Annotated in this window: 23 protein-coding genes; 17 read left to right on the top strand and 6 right to left on the bottom strand. The window is 70.7% G+C overall.

The window, feature by feature from the left end; translation table 11 throughout:
* Positions 1-17 precede the first annotated feature (17 nt).
* Both MYK68_RS15405 and MYK68_RS20810 read left to right on the top strand, forming a co-directional pair.
* Positions 18-647: a PucR family transcriptional regulator gene (locus MYK68_RS15405; RefSeq protein WP_247864606.1), complete on the top strand. Its 630-nt coding sequence runs from the start codon at positions 18-20 to the stop codon at positions 645-647.
* Between the two features lie 315 nt (positions 648-962).
* Positions 963-1,094 (top strand): hypothetical protein, encoded by a 132-nt coding sequence (locus tag MYK68_RS20810; RefSeq protein WP_283255227.1) that lies wholly within the window; start codon positions 963-965, stop codon positions 1,092-1,094.
* 118 nt (positions 1,095-1,212) lie between these two features.
* Here the strand turns inward: MYK68_RS20810 and MYK68_RS15400 are convergent, their stop codons facing one another.
* Entirely contained in the window at positions 1,213-2,100 is an 888-nt protein-coding gene (locus MYK68_RS15400) for a patatin-like phospholipase family protein (RefSeq protein ID WP_247864604.1), read from the bottom strand.
* A 361-nt stretch (positions 2,101-2,461) separates the two neighbouring features.
* On the opposite strand from MYK68_RS15400, the gene MYK68_RS15395 reads away from it, so the two are divergent.
* Positions 2,462-4,654 (top strand): ArnT family glycosyltransferase, encoded by a 2,193-nt coding sequence (locus MYK68_RS15395; protein WP_247864603.1) that lies wholly within the window; start codon positions 2,462-2,464, stop codon positions 4,652-4,654.
* A gap of 50 nt (positions 4,655-4,704) precedes the next feature.
* Here the strand turns inward: MYK68_RS15395 and MYK68_RS15390 are convergent, their stop codons facing one another.
* The gene (locus MYK68_RS15390) at positions 4,705-5,142 is read right to left on the bottom strand and encodes a VOC family protein (protein ID WP_247864601.1); all 438 of its coding nucleotides are present in this window, start codon (positions 5,140-5,142) and stop codon (positions 4,705-4,707) included.
* Between the two features lie 171 nt (positions 5,143-5,313).
* Here MYK68_RS15390 and MYK68_RS15385 point away from each other — a divergent pair, with 171 nt between their 5' ends.
* Complete coding sequence (locus MYK68_RS15385; RefSeq protein ID WP_247864600.1) at positions 5,314-6,876, top strand: acyl-CoA carboxylase subunit beta; 1,563 nt, start codon at positions 5,314-5,316, stop codon at positions 6,874-6,876.
* Positions 6,877-6,907: 31 nt separating this feature from the next.
* Here the strand turns inward: MYK68_RS15385 and MYK68_RS15380 are convergent, their stop codons facing one another.
* Positions 6,908-7,903 carry a pirin family protein gene (locus tag MYK68_RS15380; protein WP_247864599.1) on the bottom strand — a complete coding sequence of 332 codons (996 nt, stop codon included), beginning with the start codon at positions 7,901-7,903 and terminating at the stop codon, positions 6,908-6,910.
* Between the two features lie 127 nt (positions 7,904-8,030).
* Between MYK68_RS15380 and MYK68_RS15375 the strand changes: the two genes are divergently transcribed.
* The 5 genes from MYK68_RS15375 (at position 8,031) to MYK68_RS15355 (ending at position 12,539) form a co-directional block, all read left to right on the top strand.
* Positions 8,031-9,176: an HdeD family acid-resistance protein gene (locus MYK68_RS15375; RefSeq protein WP_247864598.1), complete on the top strand. Its 1,146-nt coding sequence runs from the start codon at positions 8,031-8,033 to the stop codon at positions 9,174-9,176.
* The gene (locus MYK68_RS15370) at positions 9,173-9,814 is read left to right on the top strand and encodes a lipase family protein (RefSeq protein WP_247864597.1); all 642 of its coding nucleotides are present in this window, start codon (positions 9,173-9,175) and stop codon (positions 9,812-9,814) included. The genes MYK68_RS15375 and MYK68_RS15370 overlap by 4 nt, the downstream gene beginning before the upstream one ends.
* A gap of 70 nt (positions 9,815-9,884) precedes the next feature.
* Positions 9,885-10,292 (top strand): styrene oxide isomerase, encoded by a 408-nt coding sequence (locus MYK68_RS15365; protein WP_247864596.1) that lies wholly within the window; start codon positions 9,885-9,887, stop codon positions 10,290-10,292.
* A gap of 64 nt (positions 10,293-10,356) precedes the next feature.
* Positions 10,357-10,809 (top strand): hypothetical protein, encoded by a 453-nt coding sequence (locus tag MYK68_RS15360; RefSeq protein ID WP_247864595.1) that lies wholly within the window; start codon positions 10,357-10,359, stop codon positions 10,807-10,809.
* The gene (locus MYK68_RS15355; protein WP_247864594.1) at positions 10,806-12,539 is read left to right on the top strand and encodes an esterase/lipase family protein; all 1,734 of its coding nucleotides are present in this window, start codon (positions 10,806-10,808) and stop codon (positions 12,537-12,539) included. The genes MYK68_RS15360 and MYK68_RS15355 overlap by 4 nt, the downstream gene beginning before the upstream one ends.
* On the opposite strand, the gene MYK68_RS15350 is transcribed toward MYK68_RS15355, so the two are convergent.
* Positions 12,521-13,132 carry a DUF6928 family protein gene (locus tag MYK68_RS15350; RefSeq protein ID WP_247864592.1) on the bottom strand — a complete coding sequence of 204 codons (612 nt, stop codon included), beginning with the start codon at positions 13,130-13,132 and terminating at the stop codon, positions 12,521-12,523. The two genes, MYK68_RS15355 and MYK68_RS15350, sit on opposite strands and share 19 nt — an antisense overlap.
* A gap of 157 nt (positions 13,133-13,289) precedes the next feature.
* Between MYK68_RS15350 and MYK68_RS15345 the strand changes: the two genes are divergently transcribed.
* From MYK68_RS15345 to MYK68_RS15335, 3 genes are all read left to right on the top strand, one after another.
* The gene (locus tag MYK68_RS15345; protein ID WP_247868073.1) at positions 13,290-14,231 is read left to right on the top strand and encodes a glycoside hydrolase family protein; all 942 of its coding nucleotides are present in this window, start codon (positions 13,290-13,292) and stop codon (positions 14,229-14,231) included.
* Between the two features lie 93 nt (positions 14,232-14,324).
* Positions 14,325-14,615 carry an Rv1893 family protein gene (locus MYK68_RS15340; RefSeq protein ID WP_247864591.1) on the top strand — a complete coding sequence of 97 codons (291 nt, stop codon included), beginning with the start codon at positions 14,325-14,327 and terminating at the stop codon, positions 14,613-14,615.
* A 282-nt stretch (positions 14,616-14,897) separates the two neighbouring features.
* On the top strand, positions 14,898-17,138 hold the full coding sequence (locus MYK68_RS15335; RefSeq protein ID WP_247864589.1) for an NADP-dependent isocitrate dehydrogenase: 2,241 nt from the start codon (positions 14,898-14,900) through the stop codon (positions 17,136-17,138).
* A 256-nt stretch (positions 17,139-17,394) separates the two neighbouring features.
* On the opposite strand, the gene MYK68_RS15330 is transcribed toward MYK68_RS15335, so the two are convergent.
* Positions 17,395-18,171 carry an alpha/beta fold hydrolase gene (locus MYK68_RS15330; RefSeq protein WP_247864587.1) on the bottom strand — a complete coding sequence of 259 codons (777 nt, stop codon included), beginning with the start codon at positions 18,169-18,171 and terminating at the stop codon, positions 17,395-17,397.
* Positions 18,172-18,244: 73 nt separating this feature from the next.
* Here MYK68_RS15330 and MYK68_RS15325 point away from each other — a divergent pair, with 73 nt between their 5' ends.
* Entirely contained in the window at positions 18,245-20,008 is a 1,764-nt protein-coding gene (locus MYK68_RS15325; RefSeq protein WP_247864586.1) for a GNAT family N-acetyltransferase, read from the top strand.
* A gap of 127 nt (positions 20,009-20,135) precedes the next feature.
* On the top strand, positions 20,136-20,918 hold the full coding sequence (locus MYK68_RS15320; RefSeq protein WP_247864584.1) for an enoyl-CoA hydratase: 783 nt from the start codon (positions 20,136-20,138) through the stop codon (positions 20,916-20,918).
* On the opposite strand, the gene MYK68_RS15315 is transcribed toward MYK68_RS15320, so the two are convergent.
* Complete coding sequence (locus tag MYK68_RS15315; protein WP_247864583.1) at positions 20,872-21,273, bottom strand: DoxX family protein; 402 nt, start codon at positions 21,271-21,273, stop codon at positions 20,872-20,874. The genes MYK68_RS15320 and MYK68_RS15315 overlap by 47 nt on opposite strands.
* A 111-nt stretch (positions 21,274-21,384) precedes the next feature.
* On the opposite strand from MYK68_RS15315, the gene MYK68_RS15310 reads away from it, so the two are divergent.
* From MYK68_RS15310 to MYK68_RS15300, 3 genes are all read left to right on the top strand, one after another.
* The gene (locus tag MYK68_RS15310; protein ID WP_247864581.1) at positions 21,385-21,846 is read left to right on the top strand and encodes a peroxiredoxin; all 462 of its coding nucleotides are present in this window, start codon (positions 21,385-21,387) and stop codon (positions 21,844-21,846) included.
* A gap of 173 nt (positions 21,847-22,019) precedes the next feature.
* Positions 22,020-22,784, top strand: a complete 765-nt coding sequence (locus MYK68_RS15305) for a hypothetical protein (protein ID WP_502798334.1) — start codon at positions 22,020-22,022, stop codon at positions 22,782-22,784.
* 1 nt (position 22,785) lies between these two features.
* Positions 22,786-24,660: a YhgE/Pip family protein gene (locus MYK68_RS15300; protein WP_247864579.1), complete on the top strand. Its 1,875-nt coding sequence runs from the start codon at positions 22,786-22,788 to the stop codon at positions 24,658-24,660.
* Positions 24,661-24,753 lie beyond the last annotated feature (93 nt).

Here is a 24,753-nt window from a genome sequence, read left to right as displayed (position 1 = left end):
GGGAGGTCGCGCAGCTGTTGCGTATCCCGGCCGACGGTCCGTACGTGGTGGTCGCGGCCGCGCCGCCGATGATCGGTCGGCTGCCGCTGCCGGAGATCGCCGCGCGCCTGCGGGCGGTGGACACGTCTTCGGCGTGGCGGCTGTTTCCCGACATCCATCTCGGGCTGGTCCATGTGAGCTCGCCGGCCGCGCACCGCGCCACCGTCGATCTGCTCGGCCGGGTCGCGACCACACCGGTGGGGATCTCCCCGATGTTCGACGACCTCACCGACACGTCGGTGCACATGCGATACGCGCGGCTGGCGATGGAGTCGGTGCCGGCGGGTGAGCTGGTCCGGGTGTTCGACGACTCGGTGCTCGCCGTCGCGGCGATCAGTGCGCCCGACGTCACGGGCAAGATCGCCGACGTGATCCTCGGTGAGTTCGCCGGCCTCACCGGCGACGATCAGCAGCTGCTCACCAGCACCTTCCATGCGTGGGTGGTCGCGGACGGTTCGATCGATGACGCGGCGCACGCGCTGTCGTGCCATCCGAACACCGTGCGCTATCGCATGCGCCGGATCGAGAAGGTGACCGATCGATCGCTGCGCGTGCCGCGGGACCTCGCCGAGCTGTGTCTCGCGTTCGAGATCCGGGAACGCCTTTGAATCGTCGTCCGCCGCACCGCGGTCAGCGGCGTGGACGGTTTGTCCCGGCGGACAACAGAAGCCGAAACACCTTGGTGGCGGCGCTCTACCGGAGGCAGGAAACCCGAGCTTATGCCCGCTTCGGGAGACATGAAGTCACCGCGAGCGTGCGTCGGGTGTGGAGGGGAACGATCATGATCTGGCTGACAGGTGATCCCGGTTCTGATCCGTCGACGTTGCAGGCGATGATCTTCGTCCGCGAGTTCGAGGCCCGGGGCCGACCGGCTGGTCATCGAGATCGGGTCGGCTCCGCTCTCGCGTCCGCATACGCGCGAGTTGCTCACCGAATTGCACGACGTTCGCGCGCAGATCCAGCGACTGCAAACGACCTATCGGCTGCCGCTGGGGCGATACGCCGCCGGGCCGGCGGTGCCGGGGGAATCGATCGCGTTCGACCAGGCCGGCTGATCCCGGCCGGAGACACGATCGGCGCGGAAGATCTGGGCGCGGACCGCCGAGGCCGTCACGGCCGCCACGAGGGGTGCGGCGGCTCGGCCCCGATCATCGTGCCCCACGCGCGCGACCGCTATCGGGACACCAGATCCGGCGACGTGGGTGCGGCGGGGTGCGTGTGCATCGCGATCAGCCGGGACGGGTGGGCGCGGCGTCCGCCGTCGACCGCCAGCACGGAGACCGCTTCCCGGTGAGCCTCCTCGATCAGATCCCCGGCCCGGCCGAAGTCCATCGCGCCGAGATCGAGCGGGCACGGCGGTGGCAGCACGATCAGTTCGGCGGCGTCGGCGTAGTCGTCGATCTCCCGGATGAGTCGCTTGTGCACCAGCAGCGTCATACTGTGCAGCACCGCGCCCGCCGCGTCCTGGGGTGGTTCGGTGCGGGCACACGAATACCCGGTCGGCAGCACGTACACGGTGTCCGCGCCGGCGGTGATCGCGGGTGCCAGCGAGGTGTTGTCCGCGATGCCGCCGTCGACCAGGGTCCGGTCGTGCCAGTGCACCGGCGGCAGCAGCCCCGGAATGGCACTGCTGGCCAGGAGAGCGTCGGCGACCGGTCCCCAGCCCAGATCCACCTCACCGCCGGTGAGGACGTCCGTGGTCACCACGATCAGCGGGACCCGGGTGTCTTCGAGACCGGTGAGCGTGAGGTTGTTCTCGACGATGCGGCGCAGCCCGGTGTCGTCGAACAACGACGGGCTCCGGCCGCGCAGCGCGCTGAGCAGACGCAGTGGATCGGGCGGGAACACGTCGCGTGCCCGCAGGGATCGCCAGATCCCCTCCAGGCCGTCGACGGCGTCGGCCGTGAGCCCGTGTTCGGCGATGTAGGCGGCGTTCAGGGCGCCGGCAGAGGTGCCGACCAGCAGGTCGGGGACGACGCCGTGCTCCACCAGCGCCCGCAGCATGCCCACCTGGATGGCGCCCAGGTTGGTGCCGCCGGACAGCACGATCGCGGTGGTCATGTCCCTCCTCGGGCCGGGTGCGGGGCTCTCCCGCCCAGAATAAGGCGAGGTGGAGTTCGTGTCGTGGAGTCGTTGCCCGGGGCGGTCGGCCGCCACCGGTGCAGACGATGGACGAGGTGCGCGGCGAGCTCGCCGATACGACGGTCACCGGCCTGGCGATCCGGTGCGATGGGCGCCTCATCGGCGCAGTCCGTCCGCGGATTCGGGGACGTGCCGCCGAACTCGGGCGGCCGACGGTCGTGCCCCGACCTGCAGGGCCGGGGCACCGGAGGCAGGCTCCCGGCGGCGGCCCTCCGGAATGGCGAAGGGTTCCCAGGGACCTTCCAGCGGCCTCCCAGCTTCGGCCGCGACCATGGCGATCATGACCGCACTCGACATCAGACCTGCACCGGTGCCACCGGCCGCGCCCGTGGCCGTTCGCACCGGACCCGACCGTGAACGACGCTGGAGATCCCGCTACTGGGCGGTGTCGGCGCTGCTCGCCGGCACGGCCCTGCTCTACCTGGTCGGACTCTCCCGCAACGGCTGGGGCAACGACTTCTACGCCGCGGCCGCGCAGGCCGGTGGCGAGAACTGGAAGGCGTGGCTGTTCGGCTCGCTCGACCCCAACAACGTCATCACCGTCGACAAGCCGCCGGCCGCGCTCTGGGTCACCGGGTTGTCGGTGCGGCTCTTCGGCCTGAGTTCGTGGTCCATCCTGGTGCCGCAGGCGCTGATGGGCGTACTGACCGTGTGGCTCCTGTACGCGACGGTGCGGCGACTGCTGCTGAGGGCCGGATCGTCGCGCACGGCGACCGCCGGCGGCCTGCTGGCCGGCGCGGTTCTCGCGTTGACGCCGGCCGCCGTGCTGATCTTCCGCTTCAACAACCCGGACGCGCTCCTGGTGCTGCTGATGACCGCCGCGGCGTACGCGACGGTACGGGCCTGCCAGCGGGCGTCCGCGAAGTGGCTGGTCCTGTGCGGGGTGGCCCTCGGCTTCGCCTTCCTCACGAAGATGTTGCAGGGGCTGCTCGTCCTGCCCGGGTTCGGCCTCGCCTACCTCGTGTTCGCCCAGACCACCTGGCTGCGCCGGATTCGTGACCTCGTGCTCGCCGGCCTCGCGGTGGTCGTCTCGGCCGGCTGGTACGTCCTCCTGGTCGACCTGTGGCCGAAGGACTCCCGTCCCTACATCGGCGGTTCCACCGACAACTCCTTCATGGACCTGGTGCTCGGGTACAACGGCTTCGCGCGGATCTTCGGCGGCCACGGCGGGAGCGGCGGTCCCGGCGGAGGCGGCCCCGGCGGCAGTGGAGCCACCGGTACGTCGTTCGGCGGGAGTCCGAGTCCGGCCCGCCTGTTCAGCAACGAATTCGGCAACGAGATCTCCTGGCTGCTCCCGGCGGCCCTCGCGGTGCTGGTGTGCGCACTGATCGCCGGTGTCCTGATCGCCGTGCGTCGCCGCCGGGGTCTGCCGACGGCCGGCCCGATCGACCGCGACGTCGCGCTCGGCGCGGTGGTCTTCGGCAGTTGGCTGGTGGTCACCGGCCTGGTGTTCAGCTACATGAGCGGCACCGTGCACCCCTACTACACGGTGGCGCTGGCTCCGGCGATCGCCGCGCTGGTCGCGATCGGCGCGGTCACCGGCTGGCGTGCCCGCCGGTCGTGGGCCGGGACCGGCTTTCTGGCGCTGCTGCTGGTGTCGGCGACCGGCTGGGGTATCGCGAAGACGCACGCCGCGGACTTCGCGTGGCCGCTGCTCGGGTGGGTGCTCGGCGGGGCGACGCTCCTCGCGCTGGCCGCCCTCGCGGTACTGCGCCGGGCCGGCGGCCGCCGGGCGATCGCCCTGGCGGTGAGTCTCGTGGCCGTAGCCGGTATCGCGACCGCGTCGTTCGGTATCGCGACCGCGAACACCACGCACACCGGATCGATCCCGACCGCGGTCGTCACGGCCGGTGGTGGTCCGGGCGGCTTCGGCGGCCCCGGTGGCGGTCCGGGCGGCGGGTTCGGTGGCCCCGGCGGACAGCGTCCGGGGAACTCGACCGATCAGGCGCCGACCGGGCAGCCGCCGAACGGCCAGCAACAGAATGGCCAGGAACAGAACGGCCAGGAACAGAACGGCCAAGGCACATCGAACGGCCAAGGCACATCGAACGGCCAGGGCACACCGAACGGGCAGAGTGCACCGAACGGGCAGAGTGCACCGAGCGGGCAGGGCGCACCGAGCGCGCAGAGTGGTTCCGGTGGTGGTCCGGGCGGTGGCAGCACGAACACCGAATTGATCGCGCTGCTCAAGCAGACCACCGCCGCGTGGGCGGCGGCCGCCAACGGCGCGCAGTCGCAGGCCGGTCTCCAGCTGGGGTCGGGGCGTCCGGTGATCGCGATCGGCGGCTTCGGCGGCGACCCCTCGCCGACCCTCGCCCAGTTCAAACAGTGGGTGGCCCAGGGCAAGATCGGCTACTACATCGGCGGCGGTGGCGGTGGTGGTCCGCGCGGCTCCAGCGACATCGGCACCTGGGTGAGTGAGAACTTCACCCCGATCACCGTGGGTGGCACGACGGTGTACAAGCTGACCTGAGCGTGTCCGAGACCGGCCGGACCGACCGCTATCGGCGGCGGTCCGGCCGGTCAGTTCTTGCGCAGTTCCTCGGCGAACATCACCACGATCCCGCTGGGACCGCGCAGGTAGGTGAGGCGGTAGACGTCCTCGTACGTCGCGACGCCGCGGAGCGGATGGCACCCGTGCCGGGCGGCGATCGCCAGGGCCTCGTCGATGTCGTCGACGACGAACGACACCCGGTGCATCCCGATCTCGTGCGGGCGGGTGGGGGCGGTCTCGATCGCCTCGGGGTGCAGGTACTCGAAGAACTCCAGCTGACCGTGGCCGTCCGGGGTGTTCAGGACCGCGATCCGGGCGTGGTTGCCGTCGAGCCCGACGGCGGTGTCGGCCCATTCCCCGCTGACCTCGGCACGACCGGCGACCGTCAGACCCAGGTCGGTGAAGAAGGAGATCGCCGCGTCCAGGTCGCGCACGGCGATTCCCACATTGCCCATCCGGATAGCCATGCACCCAGCGTAGGTCCGGTCCGGCTCCGTGGCGGGGGTACCGGAACCGTGCCGGCGCCGAAACGGCGGAGTTCCGGGTCGTCACGACCCCGAAGTCCGCCGTCTGCCGATCGCGGAACGGCGGCATGGCGTGCCCGGATCGCGCATCGCGACGCGATAGGCTCCGCGACCATGACCGGGAAGAGCTCCGCCGAACTCAACGACCACGTGACGGCGGCCTATGCCGCCGTCACCGACGAGGCCCGTGCCGACAAGGTCGCCAAACAGCACGCGCGCGGCAAGATGACGGCCCGCGAACGTATCGCGTACCTCGCCGCGGGCGGCTTCTACGAGTTCGGGGCGCTAGCCGGGCCCGGCCCCGCACAGCAGGGCGCCGCACCGCTCGTCGCCCCGGGTGACGGCGTGGTCACCGGCGTCGGCTACATCGACGGGCGGCCGGTCGTGATCGCCGCGTTCGACTTCACCGTCCTCGGCGGCAGCAACGGCGCCACCGGGATGGCCAAACTCGATCGGTGCGCCGAACGCGCCGCCACCGACGGCATCCCGCTGGTGATGCTGATGGACGGTGGCGGGCACCGGATGCAGGAGGCGCTCGACTCGCGCCTGGCCGCACCCGGCTCCCGGCTGATGTTGCGGCTGACCGACCTGTCCGGGCAGGTCCCGCTGGTCGCGGCCATGATGGGTCCCGGTTTCGGCGCGCCCGCGAACATCGCGGCGTGCTGCGACTTCGTCACCATCACCCGCGGCATCGGGACCATCGGGATGTCGTCGGCGCCGTTGGTGAAGGCCGCGACCGGCGAAGACCTGACCAACGACGAGATCGGCGGCGCCGACCTGCAGGCCGCGCGCGGCGTCGTCGATGTGGTGGGCGACGACGAGCACGAGACGCTGGACGCCATCCGCGCCTATCTGTCGTACCTGCCCGCCAACGCCGACGCCGCACCGCACCGGATGCCCGGGCCGCACGCTCCGGGGGACACCGCAGACGGGCTCGACACCCTCATCCCGCCGTCCGGCCGTACCGCCTACGACGTTCTCGACGTCATCGAAGGACTCGCCGACCGCGACAGCCTCTTCGAGATCCGGCCGGTGCACGCGCCGAACGTCGCCACCGTGCTGATCCGGATCGGGGGCCGGCCGATGGGGGTGATCGCCAATCAGCCGCGGTACCACGCGGGCGCGCTCGACGCGCCCGCCTGCGAGAAGGCCGCGCATTTCACGGCGATCTGCGACACCTTCGGGCTTCCGCTGCTGATCCTCATCGACCTGCCGGGCTTCCTGGTCGGCGCCGCCGCGGAGGAGTCCGGTCTGGTGCGCCGCAGTGCGCGCCTCGGCTACGAGCTGGGTAACGCGACCGTTCCGCGGTTCGTCATCGTCACCCGCAAGGCGTACGGCGCGGCGTACATCGTGATGGGCGGCGGCCGGTCCATCGAGGCCGACCTGTCGCTGGCCTGGCCGACCGCGGAGATCTGCGCGATCCCGATCGAATCCGCCGTCGACCTGGCCTTCAAATCGGTGTACGAGCAGGCCGACGACCCAGCCGCGCACCGCGCCGATCTGATCACCCTCTTCCAGGCGAACGTCGACCCGGTGCTGGCCGCCGACGGCTTCGGGATCGACGACGTGGTGCTGCCCTCGGCGACGCGGGAACTGCTGCTCGAAGCCCTGGGCCGCGTGCGGCCGCGCCGCGCCCCGCGGATGCCGGGCAAGCGCCGGTCGATCTCGCCGATCTGAGGCGGGCCCTCTCGAAGTACCCGGGCCGGCGTCAGCCCCGCGGCACCAGGCGCGATCCCGGAAGCCGCGGCGCGGGCAGCGGCGGGGGAGCGCCGGGCGGGAAGTCGCCGAACAGCGGCGGCTTGCCCGCGTCGTCCGGATGCGGCGGGTCGAAACCGAGTTCGGCCTGGTAACGGCGGCGGAACTCGGCGATCTCGTCGTGATCCCGGCCGACGAAGTTCCACCACATCACGATCTTCTCGCCGAGCGGCACGCCACCGAGCAGGATCGCCCGGGCGGGTGCGTCGCCGGCCGCGACGACCAGCGTGTCGGCACCCGGCGGCACGTAGGCCAGGGCGCGGTGCTCGATGCGCGTGCCGTTCACCGTGAGACCGTCGTTCTCGGCCAGGACGGCGTGCTCGAAGTCCGGGCGGACGTCGATCGTGACCGTCGCCCCCGGTTCCAGCAGCAGTTCGGCGCCGAGGAGCGGGGGAGTCCCGGTCTCGACCGGGGACGCGGCGCCGAGGAGTTCCCCGAGGAACACCCGCGCGGTGACGCCCGGCCGCACGACCGGTTCGGGGACGTAGTGCTCGAACCGGTTGTCGCCGAACCGGGTGTCGTCGGGTAGCGCGTACCAGAGCTGCACACCGTGCAGGACCGCCGTGTCCGGCGCGCTGATCTCCTGGTGGGTGATGCCGCGCCCGGCGATCATCAAGTTGAGTTCTCCGGGGATCACCGCGGCGGCGTTGCCACCGGAATCAAGGTGGTCGACCCGGCCGGTGAAGAGCCAGGAGACCGTGGCCAGACCGGTGTGCGGGTGCCGCGGCACTTGCATGCCGCCGGTCGTCGAGACCTCATCGGGACCGTAGTGATCGAGGAAGCACCAGGCGCCGACCAGCGAACGACGGCGCTGCGGCAGGGTCCGGAACACCGTCATCGCGCGCGGCCCGCCGAGTGGCACGGCCCGCGGTTCGAGCACTTCGATCGCCGTGCAGGGCTGCCCCGGTTCGAGGACCGTGAGCGCCGGATCCGGATCGAGATTCGTCATCGAGCGTCCTTCCTGCCGCGTGCGTGCGTCGCAGACGACGCTACGCCGGGCCGCCGTCGGGCGCGGCCCGCGCCCGACGGGTGTCCGATACCATCCCGGTGCGGGTCCACCGGCGGAGGAGAGTGCCGTGCAGTCGGAGAGTCAGGGCGACGATCACGGTGTGCCGCCGGACCGGCGCGCCTGGGCGGCGCGCGGGATCCTCGCCGCGACGACCGGGGTGGCAGGCATCGTGCTGCTGTTCGCCGATCTGTCGCTGCCGGTGTTCGTCGGCCTGGCCGGCGCCGGTCTGCTCGGCGTGGGCCTGGTGACGTTGGCCAGCACCGGCGACCCGGCAGGCGCGCGATCCGCGCCGACGTGGCCCGCAGTGGCTACCGGAGCGGTCTGCCTCGTCGCCGGGCTGGTCGTGCTCTTCTGGCGCGCGGCGAGCCTGCACACGCTGGTGCTGGTCCTGGCCGCGGCGCTGATCGTGCACGGCGCCACCGCGATCGTCCGCGCGTTCCGCGGCGGCACCGACCTGCGGGTGGCCGGCTTCTTCAGCGGTGCGGCCGCGGTCGTCTTCGGCGTGCTGGCGGTGAGCTGGCCGCTCATCACCGTCACGGTGTTCCGGATCGGCTTCGGTGCCTGGCTGGTCTTCTTCGCGGTCCGCGTCCTCGCCGAGCCGGGCCTTTCGGGCCGGCGCCGCCCGGCGTCGCGTCCGGGGGTCCGGCGCTGGGCCCGGACGCTCGGCGCCGTCGTCGCCTTCCTCCTCGCCGTGGTGCTCGCCGGCGGCAGCGCGCTCCTGCTGCACGGCGACGACCGGCCCGCGCCCGGCGCCTTCTACACGCCGCCCGCCTCGGTGCCCGGTGAGCCCGGTGCGCTGATCCGCGCCGAATCCCGGCCCGGCGCCGCGCCGCCCGGGACCCAGATGTGGCGCATCCTCTACACCACGACCCGCCTCGACGGCGGTCCGACGGTGGCGAGCGGCACGGTCATCGCTCCGGCGCGGCGCGGCGCCGGACCCCTGCCGCTGCTCACCGTGGCGCACGGAACCTCGGGGATCGTGCCGCGCTGCGCGCCGTCGCTCACCGCCGAGCCCTTCGCCGACGGCGCCCAGGCCGCGGTGCTCGACATGGTCACCCAGCACGGCTGGGCGGCGGTCTCGTCCGACTACACCGGCCTCGGAACCGCGGGCCTGCACCCCTACCTGATCGGCGAGGCCGAGGCGCGCAGCGTGCTCGACGCGTCGCGCGCCGCCGCCCGGATCGACACGCTCCGGCTCGCACCGAGACGGTGATCTGGGGTCACTCGCAGGGCGGACACGCCGCGTTGTGGGCCGGGCAGATCGCGCCGCGATACGCGCCCGGCCTCACCGTCAAGGGCATCGCCGCCCTGGCCCCGGCGAGCGACCTGTACGCGCTGGCGCAGGAGACCAAGGCCGGGATCGGCGGCAAGACCGTCTCCGCCTACATCGTCACCGCCTGGGATCACGAGTATCCGGATCTGCATCTCGCCGATCACCTGACGCCGGGCACCGCGCAGGGCGTCGAGCAGGTCGCCGGGCTGTGCTTCAACCAGCAGGACGCGATCGCCGCGTTCCTGCGCGGTAGCCAGATCCCCGACCAGGTGATTCCCGACGCGATGCTCGACGGCGAGGTCGGGGATCTGCTGCGCCGGAACACCCCGACCGGCCCGTTTCCCGCGCCGGTCCTGGTGATGCAGGGCACCGCCGATCCGCTCGTGACACCGACCATGCAGGCCCACTGGGTCGCCGAGCGGTGCGCGCAGGGCCGTCCCGTCGACTACCGCACGGTGCCCGGCCGCGGGCACATGGAACTCGTCGCCGCGGATTCCCCGGTCAACGCCGAACTGATCTCCTGGACTCTCGCCCGCTGGAACGGGGCGCCGGCGACGCCGACCTGCGGTGTGCGGTAAGCGTCCTCGGGATCGCTCTCCGGCGTAGGCTCGCCCTCATCACGTGGTCGACTCGTGGTCGGAGGTCATCGTGCAGACACTCCTCTTCGCGCTGGGGCTGGTCCTGTTCCTCCTCGGGCTGCTCACCGGCCTGGTGAACGGGGCCGTGCGGAATCCCCGCATGGGGCTGGCCAGTCACCTGCAGGGGATGACGAACGGCCCGTTCCTCATCATCGCCGGACTGTTGTGGCCGTATCTGAACCTGCCGCACGGCTGGCAGGTCGTCACGGTGGTGTTGCTCGCGTATGGCACCTACGCCAACTGGCTGGCGACTCAGCTCGCCGCGATCTGGGGTGGCGGGCGCCGGTTCGCGCCGGCCGCGACGGGCGACCACGTCGCCCGGCCCGGCCAGGAACGCGTCATCGATTTCCTGCTCGCCTCACTCGCGCCGGCGATGATCGCGGCGACGGCGCTGCTCATCGCCGGGGTGCTGCTCTGAGGTGCTGTTAGGGTGAGCGTGCGACCCGGTGGGCGCCGTGCCGCGTGGATTCAGGGAGCGACGGATGCGGATCTCGCGTGTGGTGCCGGTGGCGATCGCCGTGTGCGCGCTGCTCGGCATCGCGGCGTTCGTGCTGGTCGTGCTGGCCGGCCGGGATGTTCCCGGAACCGCGACACCCGCCGCCCCGCCACCGCTGTCCGGGTCGCCGGCCAGTCCGCAGCCGTTCGACGACGCCCGCGCGACCCAGATCAGCGAGGCGATCGCCTCCGGTGATGCCGGCCGCGTGGGCGCGGTGATCGCGAGCGGACCGCGGGTCACGATCGACGCGAGTGCGCCGGCCGCACTGAAAGCACTGGCGCCGATCGCGTTCGACGTCCCCACCACCCGGTACCTCAGCGACGACACCGGCTTCGTGCAGGCCTACGTGGGCGCGGCGCGGGCTCCCTGGGTGGTCTACCTGCTCCGCCAGGACGGCGTCTGGAAACTCGCCGCCACCCAAGAGGGGACCGTCTCGTGACGGCCCACCGGAATCGCACGGTGTCGTGCCTGGGCGCGGCACTGGTGGTGGTGCTCGCCGCGATGGGGCTGGTGCCCGCCCCCGCGCACGCCCGGCCGGCGTGCATGCCGACCGGTATCGCAGCGACCTCGTTCGGGGCGCACCGGCATCCGCTGGTCGGCGTGCACGGCTGGACCGGAAAGCCGGGGCAGATGACGGCCACGCTCGACGCGATCACCCGCGCGATGCCGAACACGTTCGACCCGATCGCCTTCGACTACTCCAACGCCAACACCGACTGGGCGGCCGATCCGCGGGTGGCGCAGTGTCTCGCGACCTTCGTCAACGGGGTGTCGGACAAGCAGCGCGCCGCCGGCGGCGACGGCCGCGTCTTCGTCGTCGCGCATTCGATGGGCGGCCTCGCCGCCCGGTTCGCCACCGACGCCCGGTACGCGGTGGATCAGCCGGTCAAGCCCGGGGTGCTCGGTGGCGTGGTCAGCTTCGACACCCCGTACCTCGGCTCGCCGTTCGGAAACACCGCCGCGGGGTCGGCCAAGCAGGCCCTGGACGAATTCTGGGACGCGCTCACCGCGAAGCGGCTGATGCCCGATCGTTCCTCGGACGCGGTCCGCTGCCTCGCCGTGCACGACCAGGCGCGCCCGCTGCCGTCCGGCTGCGCCTACCCGCCGTTCCTGCCCTCCGGCGTTCCGGTCGGCCAGATCGGCGGTGACATCACCTTGTCCCGCACCCTGTTCGGCCAGAAGCTGTACGACGTCCCCCTCCGCAGCGACGGCGTGGTGTCCACCGACTCGTCGACCGGCTACCTCTCTTCGGGACCGCCGGGATCGACGCCGCCGCGCGGGTCGTTCGGATTCCAGGACATCGCCTGCACGACCACCACCGACCGCACCCTCGACGCGGTCCGGACGCTGGTCGGCAGCCCGAACATCGTGGCCGGGATCATCAAGACGCAGCTGCTGGCCATCGGCCAGCTGGGTCTGGACAGCCGCATCCTCGATCAGGTCCTCGCCGACGACCCGCAGGCCGAGCTGATGGTGACGCTTCTGGCGGCGGCGATCTCCGACTCGGGTTGCACGCACACCAACATCCTCACCGAGGCGCGGGCCATCGCCGCGGCCGTCACCTTCCTGAAGAAGCAGCTCCAGACGCCCGCGGCCGCACCTCCGGAGGAGGAGATCCTGCGCCCGTTCGCCACCGCGGGCGGCGCCGCGGCCGGCTGGCACGTCGCGCCGACGGCCGCCGGCACCAACGTCGTCGACTGCCGGTACCCGTCGGCGTCGCCGGCGAGCAAGTCCCCGGGCATCCAATTCTGCGCGCCGTCGGCGGCCAACGCCGATGCCTGCTACTTCACCCGGGGCTCGGCCGACGGGCTCTGCCTGCAAGATCCGTTCACCACGACGATCTTCCCGGTGCGGGCGAGCGGGCCGGTCACCTACGACCTCCCGCCGCCGGCCACGCCGCGGCCCCTCGGACTGCTCCTGGATGACGGCACTCGCTGCCGTCTCCGCAACGGCGGTTCGTGGTCGGCGCAGGCGCAGCACCCCGACTACGTCGGTTACTACGGTTGCCGCAAGGAGGGGAGTGACGCCACCCTGATCGTCTGGGCGGACCGCGACTCCGACGGCGGGATCGACCGGTCGGGTACCGGCTGGACCGTCCAGGTGGGTGACGAATCCGGGCCGCTGACCACCCGGTATGTGCGGAAGGTCTTCTACGTCGGTACGGCCTGACCGCGCGCCGACGGCACCTTCACGAAGCGGGTGAGCCCGATCTGGTCGGCGTCGAGCAGACCGGGTCCGGGTGGACCTTCCAGCACCACGCCGAGGAGGGCGTTCAGCGCCGCTTCACCGAGATCGAGCGGATGGAACGGCAGCGGATAGCCGGGTCCCGCGGGTCTCTTCCCGGCCCAGAACGGCTCCTCGAAGGGCTCGGGAGCACCGATCGATTCCCAGACGCCGCTGCCCGGGTTCACGCTCAGCGAGCGGATCAGCGTGCCCGACTCCCACCGGGCGTAGGCGAACATGTCGTACTGCGAGCGCTGGGTCAGCAGTATCGGGCCGCCGCCGAGGGCCGGTGACCGGTAGCGTTTGTGCAGTTTCGTGGGATTGAACAGGGCGGCGTCGCGGGTCGTGACGAGGAGTCCGTCGCGCAGCCGGCCCGCGCACAGCTCACCCTGCGCGGGAAATCCGTATTGCACCAGGTCGCCCTCGCCGTCGGCCTCGTAGCGGCTGCGCGGAAACAGTGTGGCGACGGCCTCGGCGGGATCCGGCGCGTCCCCGGCGGAATCGCTCGGGTAGTACAGGACTGCCAGTTTCACACCCACGTCGTCGATTCTCGCATCTGGACCGCCGATAACGATCCCGTAGCGGTTGATCGGTCGAGACTTCCCTGTTGCTGGTGTTGCTGCTGATACTGGAGTGATGAGTATGGGATCGGCGGGATCGAGACGACGACGCGGCACCCGCGGCCGGCTGACGACGATGCTGGCGGTGGTCACCCTCGTGGTCGCCACCCTGTCGGCGGCGGTGCCCGGTGCCGTCCATGCGGCACCCCCGGCGTGGCGGTACACGATGGTCGCGTTCAGCAACGACAGCGCCCGCGACATGGACGTCTACCAGTCCGCCGACGGCACCCACTACGAGCTCCTGAAGAAGGACGCGTACCGCCCGCCCTCCGGTTACGTCCGCGACCCGAGCATCTTCCGTCACACCGACGGGCAGTACTACGTCACCTACACGACGGGCGACGGCGCGAACCTCGGTTTCGCCCGCAGCCCGGACCGCATCCACTGGACGCCGATGGCGAACCAGCCGGTGCCGTTCTGCTGCGCGTTCCTGCCCGGCACCGGCGACGGCAAGGGGCCGGTCAACCCGCTCGGCATCAACGGGTCGGCCGGATTCCGCGACGGCCCGTCGCTGTCGCCGTTCACCACCAAGGCGTGGGCGCCGGACTGGTTCGTCGACGGCGACCGGGTGAGCGTCGTGTGGTCGATGTCGACCGGCGGCGGCTTCGTGCCCTATGTGATGACGGCGCTGAACAGCTCGCTGACGCAGTGGAGTCTGCCGGTGCCGCTGAACGGGATCGAGGCCGACCACATCGACACCACCGTGGTGAAGATCGGCTCCACCTACCACGCCTTCACCAAGAACGAGACCAAGAAGGTGATCGATCACGCGGTGGCGCCGGCACTCGGCGGGCCGTACACCTACGTGCCCGCCGGCGACTGGGGCACGCTGGTGGAGGGGCCGGCCGTGGTGCAGTTGCCGAACGGGGACTGGCGGATCTACCTCGACGCCTACACCCGGGGGAAGCTGCTGTACTCCGACTCCCACGACGGACTGAAGACGTGGTCGCCGGTGCAGGAACTGCCGGGCCTCTCCGGGATCGCCCGCCACGTCGGGGTGATGCGCGAGCCGGTCTGACCGTCGCCGCTCCTACGACCGAACCGCCCCGAAGGCGCCGCCGGGACGCGTACGTTGAGGTCGGTCCTTTCTCCGAACCGAAAGAAGAACCCGATGAGCGGCAAGAACATCCACGACGGCCTCGAATCCCTCAAGCACATCGCCACCAACTCGGTGGCCAAGTCGGGGGAGATCGTGGAGAGCGCGTCCGATCTCCTGCACGGGGACATCAAGGACGGCGCGGTGAAGATGGCGAGCAGCATCACCGACATCGCCGCCACCGCGGCCACCGAGGGAGTCAGCGCCGCGGCTAGCGGTGCCGCCGCCGTCGGCGACGCGATGAAGAAGGCGACCGGGCACACTGACGACGACGCCGCACCGGCGGACGACACCCCGACGGCCTGAGCCGGCGGCCGTTCTGGTCCGCGGATCGGCCCGATCGTGTGGGGCGGCCGGGCCGATCGCGGCGCGGTCCGGACCGGCCGGGAGCGTCGGCACGACACGCCGAAAAGTGCTGTCTGAAGCTAGCAACGCTGGTCAGTCGGGTGCGGCTGTGTGGGTCACCTCGCAATCTCGAACTACGTTCGCGGAATGTCACAGACCGGTAGAGAATGTCTACCGACGAGATAAGTCCACAGAGTTCCACAAGAACTAGAGATCTGAAGAACCCGAAAGAGGCGATACCCCATGACCTCAGAGAACCAGACGATCATTTACACGCTTACCGATGAGGCGCCGCGCCTCGCGACCGAGGCGTTTCTCCCGATCGTCCGCACGTTCGCCGAGCCGGCCGGCATCGACGTCGAGACCAGTGACATCTCGGTCGCGGCCCGGATCCTGGCGGCGTTTCCGGACTACCTGACCGACGAGCAGCGTGTGCCCGACAACCTCGCCGAACTCGGCCGCCTCACCCAGTTCCCCGAGACCAACATCATCAAGCTGCCCAACATCAGCGCCTCGGTGCCGCAGCTGAACGCCGCCATCCACGAACTGCAGGAGAAGGGTTTCGCGGTCCCGGACTACCCGGCCGACCCGAAGACCCCCGAGGAGTCCGAGATCCACGACCGCTACCAGGCATGCCTCGGTAGCGCGGTGAATCCCGTTCTGCGCCAGGGCAACTCGGACCGTCGTGCGCCCAAGGCCGTCAAGGAGTACGCCCGCAACAACCCGCACAGCATGGGCAAGTGGTCGATGGCCAGCCAGAGCCACGTCGCGCACATGACCCACGGCGACTTCTACGCCGGCGAGAAGTCGATGATCCTCGACCACGCCTGCGATGCGCGCATGGAGCTGGTCACCGCGAGCGGTGAGACCAAGGTGATGAAGACCGTCCCGCTCGACGAGGGCGACGTCATCGACAGCATGTTCATGAGCAAGAAGGCGCTCCTGGAGTTCTACGAGGAGCAGCTCAACGACGCCAAGGAGACCGGCGTCATGTTCTCGCTGCACGTCAAGGCGACCATGATGAAGGTCAGCCACCCGATCGTCTTCGGCCACTGTGTGAAGGTCTTCTACAAGGACGCCTTCGCCAAGCACGGGGAGCTGTTCGACGAGCTCGGCGTCAACGTCAACAACGGCATGGTCGACCTCTACGAGAAGATCGACACCCTCCCCGCCTCCAAGCGCGAGGAGATCATCGAAGACCTGCACCGCTGCCACGAGCACCGCCCGGAACTGGCGATGGTCGACTCCGCGCGCGGCATCTCCAACTTCCACTCGCCGAGTGATGTGATCGTCGACGCGTCGATGCCCGCCATGATCCGCATCGGCGGCAAGATGTACGGCGCTGACGGCCGCAAGAAGGACACCAAGGCCGTCATGCCGGAGTCCACCTTCGCCCGGATCTACCAGGAGATCATCAACTTCTGCAAGACCAACGGCTCCTTCGACCCGCGCACCATGGGCACCGTCCCGAATGTCGGACTGATGGCGCAGAAGGCCGAGGAGTACGGCTCCCACGACAAGACCTTCGAGATCCCGGAGGACGGCGTCGCCAACATCGTCGACGCCGGTACCGGCGAGGTCCTGCTCTCGCAGAACGTCGAAGAGGGCGACATCTGGCGCATGTGCATCGTCAAGGACGCGCCCATCCGCGACTGGGTGAAGCTGGCCGTCGACCGCACCCGGGCGTCGGGCATGCCCGCGGTGTTCTGGCTCGATCCGTACCGCCCGCACGAGAACAACCTGATCACGCTGGTCCGCAAGTACCTGCAGGACCACGACACCGAGGGTCTGGACATCCAGATCATGTCGCAGGTGCGCGCGATGCGGTACTCGCTGGAGCGCGCGTGGCGCGGCCTGGACACCATCTCGGTGACCGGCAACATCCTGCGCGACTACCTCACCGACCTCTTCCCGATCCTGGAACTCGGTACCAGCGCCAAGATGCTGTCGATCGTGCCGCTGATGGCCGGCGGCGGCCTGTACGAGACCGGGGCCGGCGGCTCCGCGCCCAAGCACGTCAAGCAGCTGGTCGAGGAGAACCACCTGCGGTGGGACTCGCTCGGTGAGTTCCTGGCGCTCGGCGCGAGCCTGGAGGACCTGGGCCGCAAGTACGACAACTCGAAGGCCGCGATCCTCGGCCGGACGCTCGACGCCGCGACCGGCAAGCTGCTGGAGAACCGCAAGTCGCCGTCGCGCATCACCGGCGAGCTCGACAACCGCGGCAGCCAGTACTGGCTGGCGCGCTACTGGGCCGAGGCGCTGGCCGCGCAGACCGACGACGCCGAGCTGGCCGCCTACTTCGGCCCGCTGGCCGAGAAGCTCGCGGCCGACGAGGAGTCCATCCTCGGCGAGCTGTCCGCGGTGCAGGGCGAGCCGGTCGACCTGGGCGGCTACTACGAGCCCGACGCCGAGAAGCTGCACGACGCGATGTGCCCGAGCGCCACGCTGAACGCCGACCTCGAGTCCGCCGGAGCCGGCGCCTGACCCAGGCACGACCGGACCGACGACGCCGGCCGCCCGAGATCACTTCTCGGCGGCCGGCGTCATCCTTTGCAGGGCGCCTCCCGCCACGCAAGTGACGGGTGAGGAGGTCCGTCGTCGGTGACCGCCAGGTGGTCACCTGTCCCGGAGCTGCTCTTCTGTCTGGGGCCGGTGTGTAGGTCCGGGGGTGGTGATCGATGGGTGGCCGTCGGGTGGCCGCCGGTGGCGGGTTTCTCGCTCATGTGGCCGCGAGGGCCGATCACACCCGCTGAACGTCGCTGTGCAGCAGCGCGGGCCACCCGCGTACGTCCGCGGGCGTCCGTGCGACGGTCAGTTCGGCCCGGGGGAGCAGCTCGGTCAGCCGTTCCGCGGTCGACAGCGGGTGCGATGGATCGTCGATCCAGGCGAGTACCCGGACCGGACAGCCGATCCGGGCGAGGTCGGCCGGATCGGGCAGGTCGCTCGCCGCGGCGCCCCGGAACACCGACGGCAGCAGCGCCTCGGCCACCTCCGGCAGCGTTTCGGGCCGGCCGACGGTCGCGGGCGGCTGGGGCGCTTCCCGGGTCAGCGCGATGAACGCTTCGAGCCCGGCGTCCTCGATCAGCGCCGCCGTGTCCAGGTAGCCCTGGCCCTGCGCCCGCCGGGTCGCCCACGCGGTAGGCGGCAGGATCACCGTCAGACCGGCGAAGCGCTCCGGCTCGCGCACGGCGGCGTGCAGCAGGGTGCCGCAGCCCATGGACGTCCCGGCGCCGTACACCCGTTCGCGGGGGAAGCGATCGTCGAGCAGGCTCAGCAGATCGGTCGCCAGGTTGTCCCAGCGGTAGTCGCCGGGCACCGCGCGCCCGGTGGAGAAGCCGTGTCCGCGGGCGTCGTACCGCAGCAGCCGGGTACCCGAGAGCCCGACGCCCAGGTTCAGGTCCAGCACGTGGTCGCGGGCCCGGCTGGACGTGAGCCCGTGCAGCTGCACCACGGCCTGCCCGCCCTCGTCGCTCAGGGAGGTGCTCAATCGGGCACCGGGGACGTCGAACAGCGTCACGGGGTATTCCTCTCGTAACAGGCCGGAAACGCGGGGGCGACCGGCGGAAACCCGGGGCCGCTACGTTACCGCCATGCGCCTCACGAATGTCGCCCACCTGCACCTGCCGTTCGGGCGGCTGATGGGCTACGACGTCGTCGTCTCCCCGCCCGGCCGCGAACTGCCGGTGTCGTTCGATCAGGGCCGGCACGTCGGTGCGGGGGAACGGCCCGGTTCGTGGATGGCGCTCTCGTTCCATCTGCCCGAACCGGTCGACCGGCAGGTGCTCGCGCAGGCGTGGCTGGCGGTGATCGCCCGGCACGGCACGCTGCGCACCGCGTTCTCGCCGGGCACGGACGGTCCCGTCCTGCACGAGGTCGCGATCCGGCCGGGTGCCTGGGTGGAACATCCGATCGGACCGGGGGAGGCGGTCAACGAGGCGCTGCGTGACGTCCTCGACCGCGAGTGCTCCCCGTACGCGCAGCCCGCCCACCGGCTGTGCGTCTTGGAGACGGCGGCCGGCCCGACCGTGGTGATCGCCGCGGATCATTCGCACGTCGACATGTGGTCGATGCTGGTGATCCTGCGCGACTTCCTCGCCGCACTCGCCGAGATCTCGGCCGGCCGGACACCCGCGCTCGCCCCGGTCCCGCCGTTCGCCGAGCACACGCGCGCCCTCCGGGACCGCCCGGCCGCGCCCGTCCAGGTCCGGCGGCGCTGGGCCGAGATCCTGGCCGACAGCGACGGCGTGATGCCGCGCTTCCCGCTTCCGCTCGGCGCGCCGGAGGCCGAATGCGAGCGGGTGGAGGTCCGCGACGTGTTCGACGTCGACGACAGTGCCGCGTTCTCCGCGCAGGCCCGGGCCGAGGGCGTGTCGACGCTGGCGCTGACGGTCGCGACGATGACGGCGGTGACCCACGACCTCGCGGCCGTCCCGCTGCGCGCGGTGTTCCCGGTGCACAGCCGGTACGACGAGCGCTGGCACGGTTCGGTGGGCTGGTTCATCACCAACTCGGTGCTGGAGTCGCCGGTGGCCGAGCCCGCCGCGGCGGCGAACGCGGTCCGCGAGGCGGTGAACCTGGGTTCGTGGCCGCTGGAGGACGTCCTGGCGCCCTGGGGCGGGATGCCGGAGGCGCCCGGCATGTTCGCGATCTCCTGGCTCGACCTGCGACGACTTCCGGTCCGTGTCGACACCGCCGGGCTGCAGGCGCAGTACCTTGGCGCCAGTATCCGGACCGACGGCGTGATGCTGTGGTTCATCCTCGACGCCAGCGGCCTGCACCTGCGGTGCCGCTACCCGGACACGCCGCAGGCGCGCACCAATGTCGGATCCTGGCTCGACCTGCTGGTCGCCCGGCTGCACGACGTCGCGCGGTCGTCCGTGCGCGGCCGGATCGCCGTGGACGGCGAGAACTTCCGCATCGAGCGGGCGAGCCGGGCCGACGTGCCCGACATCGTCGGGCTCCTTGCCGACGACGAGATCGGCCGCACCCGTGAACTCGGCGAATACGGACCCTACGAGGCCGCGTTCGACGTGCTGACCCGCGACCGGTCGCACTTCCTCGCGGTGGTCCGCGACGAGAAGGGGACGGCGGTGGGCACCATGCAGCTCACCGTGCTGCCCGGACTCAGTCGCGGCGGCGCGACTCGCCTGCAGATCGAGGGCCTGCGGGTGGCCTCGGAACGGCGCGGGCGCGGCCTGGGCGGTGCAATGCTCGACTGGGCGCACGAGCACGGCCGTGCGCACGGGGCCGACCTCGCCCAGGTGACCACCGACGAGATCCGCGAGCGCGCCCGGGCCTTCTACGCCCGTCACGGTTACGGCACCGAGCACGTCGGTCTCAAACGGGCACTGTGACCGTACTGTGGCGTAGCTTTCGGGCCTGATCTCGGCGACCAGGCGAAACCCGTTCGGCGATCACTGCGGCCGTCCGGATACTGCACAGTCGGGTCAGTGCCGGCCGGTGCCGGGCGACAATGGACGCATGGCCGAGAACACCACCGCAGTCACCGCACGGCTCGACGGGCCGATCGCCACCCTGACGCTCAGTGAACCACGCAGGCGCAATCCGCTCTCGTTGGAGACCATGCGCGAGGCCACTCGGCTGCTCCGCGACCTCGGCGCGGACCCGGGCGTGCGGGTCATCGTGATCGCCGCCGAGGGGCCGGCGTTCTCCGCCGGGCACGACCTGTCGCAACTCGCCGGCCGGACCCTCGACGACGAGCGCATCGTCTTCGAGGCGTGCAGTGAGCTGATGGCCACGGTGCACCAGGTGCCGCAACCGGTGATCGCGCAGGTGCAGGGGATGGCCCTGGCCGCGGGGTGTCAGCTGGTGGCGACCTGCGACCTGGCGATCGCCGCCGACGGTGCCGTGTTCGGCACGCCGGGGGTCAAGATCGGGCTGTTCTGCTCCACCCCGATGGTGCCGCTGACCCGGGCGATCGGCCGGAAGCGGGCCATGCGGATGCTGCTCACCGGCGACCTGATCGACGCGCCGACGGCCCTCGACTGGGGCCTCCTCAACGACGTGGTGCCCGGGGATCTGCTTGCCGAGACCGTACGGGAACTGGCCACCCGGATCGCCTCGTCGAGTTCGGCGACCCTCGCCATCGGCAAACGTGCCTTCTACGACCAGATCGACGTGTCCGAGCCGGAGGCGTACGAGCTGATGACCGCCACGATGGCGGCCAACGCCGTGACCTGCGATGCGCAGGAGGGGATCAGTGCGTTCTTGGAGAAGCGGCCGGCGGTGTGGGCGGACCGGTGACGGTCAGTGCCGCGTAGAACACCAGAAGCGAACTGGCCGCGGCGAAGTTGAGCCGCAGATCGCGCACTCGCAGATGCGCGCCGACGGCCAGGCAGAAATAGACGGTCAGCATTGCCGCGGTCAGCCGCGCCAGGCCGGGGGCGACTCGGGCGCTCGCCAGACCGAACGCAGATGCCGTCTTGACCACCGGAAAGATCCACCGCTTGTCCGCGGGCACGCCGACGGTGTCGAGACAGCGCCCGATGTAGGCAATCGGTGTGACGCACGCCGCCGCGTCCGCCGCCTGGCCTGCTGCGGCCAGCAGGTAGAGGTCGGGATTTCGTAGGAGGGACGTCGCCGGTGCGCTGGAACCCATGATTCGACCGTACGTCACACCGGTGCGCGGCGGAACCCTCCACGAGGGCGCACGGGTCGTGCCGAGCGACCAACGGGCGCGATGCGTCGTCGCCTTGGCACACTAGACGGTATGAGATCTGGAGACACCGCGCCCGACTTCGCATTGCCTGACCAATCCGGCGCCGTCCGGCGCCTCTCGGAATTCTTGGCCGACGGTCCCGTCGTGCTGTTCTTCTACCCGGCCGCGTTCACCCCGGGCTGCACCAAAGAGGCGTGCTACTTCCGCGATCTGGGCGCCGACTTCACCGCGGCCGGCGTACAGCGCGTCGGCATCAGCCGCGACGCGGTAGAGAAGCAGGATCGGTGGACCAGCGAGCACGACCTGGACTACCCGCTGCTGGCGGACGTGGACGGCGAGGTCGCCAAGGCCTACGGCGTCGGCCGCGGTGGACTGCTCAAGGCGGTCGGGCTGCCGACCAAGCGGACCACCTTCGCGATCCGCGCCGACGGCACGATCGCCGAGGTGATCGCGTCGGAGGTCAACATGAACATGCACGCCGACAAGGCGCTCGCGGCTCTGCGCGCTTCCTGACCCCGCCGGCGCGGCGTCCCCGCGTCGCCACGCGATTTGTGCCGGGTTCGGTGTATTCGGCGACACCCTCTGATCGTCCCCCGTTCCTCGGCGGACGAGCGTGCTGTGCTGGCCGAGTCACGCCGGGGATCGATCCGCGGCGTGCACGGGACACAGCGGAAGGGGACGCAGTGCTGGGGAACAACGAGGACGAGGCCGGGGCGGTCACCGCCCCGATCGCGGTGGACCGGGGCGTACCGGCGGGGGCGGGCTCGCTCATCGAGGCCCGTGGGATCGGCTACCACACCCCGTGGGGCCGCGTGTACGGCCCGACGGACGTCGACATCGCGGCCGGCGGCGTGACCGTGATCCGGGGCATCGGCGGACGCGGACGCGCGTCGCTCATGCTGACCCTGGCCGGCCGGATGCGGGTGTCCGACGGCACGCTGACCGCGTTCGGCCGCACCAACGACCAGAACCATCTGTTCTCGAAGGCGGCGCTCGCCCTGGTCGACGAGGTCGACGGTCTCGCACAGGCGATCACCGTCAAGGACGTGATCAGCGAGCGCCTCCGATGGGATGCGCCCTGGTACAGGTGGGTCAAGGCGGCCACCGAAGAGGATCTCGAGCACCTGTGCCGCCCGGTCTTCGGCCCCTACTCGCTGCCCGCTCTGGGCGCGTACGTCAACGAGTTGCCCGAGCTGACCGCCGCGATGCTGCGCATCGCTCTCGCGAACGTCGCGTGCCCGCCGCTGCTCGTCGTCGGCGGCGTCGACCAGCTCACCCGCGTGCGGTCGTCGGAGTTGCTGCTGGAACGACTCGTGGCGCTCGGCGAGCGTCAGACGGTGGTCACCGCCGACGTCAACGGCGCCCCGGCGTACGCCGGGGTCCGGGAGGTGGTCGAGGTCGAGAACCTGACCGACGGTGAATTCAGCCGCCTCGACACCGAAGGCCACTGACATGTTCGCCGCACTCGCCCCCGGAGGCGATTTCAAGCGTTACCTGCGCGGACGTCTCCCGCGGACCGTCCTCGTCCTCACCATCGTCATCCCGCTGCTGTACGGGGCCCTGGCGCTGAGCGCGGTCTGGGACCCCAAGGACGTCACCCAGAACGTGAGCGTCGCGGTGGTGAACCTCGACGAGGGCGCGACCATGATGGGGAAGAAGCTCGACGCCGGCTCCCAGGTGACGCAGGCCCTGATCGACTCGCATCAGCTCGACATGCACGTGGTGAGCGACGAGGAGGCCCGCGAGGGCGTCATCTCCGGGAAGTACTACTTCTCCATCACCGTCCCGGAGGGCTTCAGCAAGGCGCTGGCCTCGCCGGTGTCCGGGAACGCGCATCAGGCCAAGATGTTGTTCACCTACAACGCGGCCAACAACTACCTGATGACGATGGTCGGTCAGGCCGCCGCACAGCAGATCGTCACCACCGTCTCCACGACCATCGGGACGCAGACCTTCGACGTCGCCCTGCAGGAGGTCTCCCAGCTCGAGCCCAAGGTCAAGGAGGCCGCGGCCGGCATCAACGAGCTGAACGACGGCATGCAGCAGGCTCACCAGGGCGCAGGCCAGCTGGCGGGTGCGCTCAATCAAGTCGACGACGCCGTCACCCGGCTGACGACGCCGTTGGAAGACGCGCTGGCCAAGGCCCCGACGGTGAGCCCCGACAAGCTGGGTGCCGCGGCGAACCAGTCGAGCACCGATGCGGCGACGCTCTCGAAGGCGCTGGACGCGCCCGTCCAGGCGCAATCGCAGGCCGCGCAGATCCTCGGTGCGACGATCGCCCAGCTGCGTGCCAGCGGTGACCCGGTGCAGTCGCGCCTCGCCGATTCACTCGAGCAGGCGAGGGGTCTGCTCGGTGTGCCGCAAGGCGATTCGTCGAGCACCAAGACCACGCTGGCCCGGGTGCGGGACAACTCCGCGCTCATCGCCGGACAACTCGGTGATCCGCACAGCCAGGTGCGCTCGGTGATGACCATGCTGACCGACGGCGGTCTGCCGGGCGACATCGACAAGGTGCAGAGCGCCACCGATCAGCTGGCGACCGGCGCCAGCCGGCTCGACGACGGGATGGGGCAGCTCGCCGACGGCACCGAGAAGCTGGCCGGGACGGTCGACCAGGCCGTCAAGCTGCTGCCGAGCTGGGACAAGGAGCAGATGGAGGCGATCGCCAAGTCGCTGGCCGATCCGGTGACGATGAAGTCCGACACGATGCACGGCGACATCACGCTGGGGCAGAGTCTGGTGGCGCCGCTGTTCGCGCTCGCGTTGTTCATGGGCGCGATCCTCGCCTGGATGCTGTTCTCCGCGCTGCAGAAGCGGCCGGTCACCTTCGGGGTCAGCGCCTTCCGTTCGGTGCTGGCGTCGTGCGCGCCGGTGTTCTGGGTCGGCGCCGCCCAGGCCCTGCTGCTCTACCTGGTGGTGATCGCGATCGGGCTGCGCCCGCAGTACTGGGTGGGGACGTTCCTGTTCATGCTGCTGATGGTGGTGATGTTCCAGTCGATCGTGCAGATGATCTACGCGGTGGTCGGCGCGGGTGTCGGGCGGGTGGTCTCTCTCGGTCTGCTGGCGATCCTCTTCGTCCTCGCCGGCGGTCTTCTCCCGCTGCGGCTGCTCGGCCAGGACATCGAGGTCCTGCGCATCCTCGACCCGATGACCTATCCGGTGATCGGTCTGCAACAGCTGACGTTGGGCGGCGTGGACCACCGCTTGTGGGTCTCGATCGGGGTGATCGTCGGCGTCACGATCGTCTGCTGGGCCATCTCGTCCTGGATGGCCCGGCGCAACCGGCACTTCACCATCTTCCGGCTGTACCCACCGGTCAGGGTGTAGCTTTCGCGCGTCCACGCCACTCGATCGTTCGGTCGCCGGCCGAGCCCCGTCGAGCCCCTTGGGGAGACGGGAGTCGACGCCGGGCTACCGCCG

Source organism: Gordonia sp. PP30 (genome assembly GCF_023100845.1).
In the GTDB taxonomy this organism is placed as follows: domain Bacteria; phylum Actinomycetota; class Actinomycetes; order Mycobacteriales; family Mycobacteriaceae; genus Gordonia.
Note: the sequence above shows the minus strand (reverse complement) of the source record. Positions and strands in the feature narration are given on the sequence as shown.

Bases quoted from the DNA above. Each gene is read 5' to 3' on its own strand.
- MYK68_RS15360 (WP_247864595.1), top strand. From the start codon at position 10,357: ATGCGGATCTCGCGTGTGGTGCCGGTGGCGATCGCCGTGTGCGCGCTG.
- MYK68_RS15380 (WP_247864599.1), bottom strand. From the start codon at position 7,903: ATGACGAATCTCGATCCGGATCCGGCGCTCACGGTCCTCGAACCGGGG.
- MYK68_RS15400 (WP_247864604.1), bottom strand. From the start codon at position 2,100: ATGACCACCGCGATCGTGCTGTCCGGCGGCACCAACCTGGGCGCCATC.
- MYK68_RS15310 (WP_247864581.1), top strand. From the start codon at position 21,385: ATGAGATCTGGAGACACCGCGCCCGACTTCGCATTGCCTGACCAATCC.
- MYK68_RS15390 (WP_247864601.1), bottom strand. From the start codon at position 5,142: ATGGCTATCCGGATGGGCAATGTGGGAATCGCCGTGCGCGACCTGGAC.
- MYK68_RS15300 (WP_247864579.1), top strand. From the start codon at position 22,786: ATGTTCGCCGCACTCGCCCCCGGAGGCGATTTCAAGCGTTACCTGCGC.
- MYK68_RS15320 (WP_247864584.1), top strand. From the start codon at position 20,136: ATGGCCGAGAACACCACCGCAGTCACCGCACGGCTCGACGGGCCGATC.
- MYK68_RS15335 (WP_247864589.1), top strand. From the start codon at position 14,898: ATGACCTCAGAGAACCAGACGATCATTTACACGCTTACCGATGAGGCG.
- MYK68_RS15315 (WP_247864583.1), bottom strand. From the start codon at position 21,273: ATGGGTTCCAGCGCACCGGCGACGTCCCTCCTACGAAATCCCGACCTC.
- MYK68_RS15340 (WP_247864591.1), top strand. From the start codon at position 14,325: ATGAGCGGCAAGAACATCCACGACGGCCTCGAATCCCTCAAGCACATC.
- MYK68_RS15385 (WP_247864600.1), top strand. From the start codon at position 5,314: ATGACCGGGAAGAGCTCCGCCGAACTCAACGACCACGTGACGGCGGCC.
- MYK68_RS15325 (WP_247864586.1), top strand. From the start codon at position 18,245: ATGCGCCTCACGAATGTCGCCCACCTGCACCTGCCGTTCGGGCGGCTG.
- MYK68_RS15345 (WP_247868073.1), top strand. From the start codon at position 13,290: ATGCTGGCGGTGGTCACCCTCGTGGTCGCCACCCTGTCGGCGGCGGTG.
- MYK68_RS15395 (WP_247864603.1), top strand. From the start codon at position 2,462: ATGACCGCACTCGACATCAGACCTGCACCGGTGCCACCGGCCGCGCCC.